The 1,078-nt window shown below is 65.4% G+C and carries 1 protein-coding gene; it reads left to right on the top strand.

The window, feature by feature from the left end; translation table 11 throughout:
* The first annotated feature begins 106 nt into the window (after nucleotides 1-106).
* Nucleotides 107-1,066 carry an IS481 family transposase gene (locus GVY64_RS37000; RefSeq protein ID WP_159851350.1) on the top strand — a complete coding sequence of 320 codons (960 nt, stop codon included), beginning with the start codon at nucleotides 107-109 and terminating at the stop codon, nucleotides 1,064-1,066.
* Nucleotides 1,067-1,078: the final 12 nt, after the last annotated feature.

Below are 1,078 nucleotides of genomic sequence, written 5' to 3'. Positions count from 1 at the left end.
TGTACCCGGTCAGGACGTTGGTGACAGCGTGTCGGGTTGATATGGCGAGAACCTCCGGGTGGGGTGTGGCTTGTCGAAGGTCACGCCCACGGACCCGGAGGTTCTCGTGTCTCACGGTAATGCCCGCACCACTGTTCACGGCAGAAGGCTGATCGTGGCGCGCTATCGCGCTGGATGGCCGAGGGCGCATATCGCTGCGGCGATGGGTATATCCCGCACCTGCGTGCACAAATGGATCACCCGGTACGAGACCGAAGGCGAGGCCGGGCTCATCGATCGGTCCTCACGCCCGCATACGATGCCGACGCGCACGCCGGCGGCGGTCGAGACCCGCATCGTAGCTCTGCGGCTGCGGTCGCGCCGCGGCCCGGACTGGCTGGGTGCCGAACTCGGCGTGCCGGCGCGGACGGTGAGTCGGGTGCTGCGCCGCCACCGAGCACCGTATCTGCGGGAGTGTGACCCATTGACCGGCGTGGTGATCCGCGCATCGAAAACGACAACGGTGCGCTACGAACGCGCGTGTCCGGGCGAGTTGGTGCACATGGACGTCAAGAAGCTCGGTCGCATTCCCGCCGGCGGTGGATGGCGTGCCCACGGCCGTGACGCGGTCGTGCGTGACCGCGTCAACGGCCCCGGGTTCGACTATGTGCATTCGCTGGTCGACGACCATTCCCGACTGGCGTATTCGGAGATCCTGGCCGACGAGAAAGGCACCACGTGCGCAGGCTTTTCGGCCCGTGCCGCCACCTACTTCGCCGACCACGGCATCACTCGGATCCAGCGGTTGATGACCGATAACGCCTGGGCCTACAAACACTCTCTGCGCGGAGTCTGCGCCGACCTCGGCGCCAAGCAGATCTTCATCAGACCGCATTGCCCCTGGCAGAACGGCAAGGTCGAACGCCTCAACCGCACCTTGCAAACCGAATGGGCCTACCGGCAGGTCTTCACCAGCAACACCGAACGCGCCGCAGCCCTTGCACCGTGGATCGAGTACTACAACACTCGACGACGCCACAGTGCACTCGACGGTCATCCGCCCATCAGCCGACTGCAACCAACCTGATGGCCGGGTACA

Source organism: Nocardia sp. CY41 (assembly GCF_009829325.1).
Lineage (GTDB): Bacteria > Actinomycetota > Actinomycetes > Mycobacteriales > Mycobacteriaceae > Nocardia.
The sequence above is the reverse complement of the archived record's forward strand: the minus strand, read 5'-3'. Positions and strand labels throughout refer to the sequence as shown.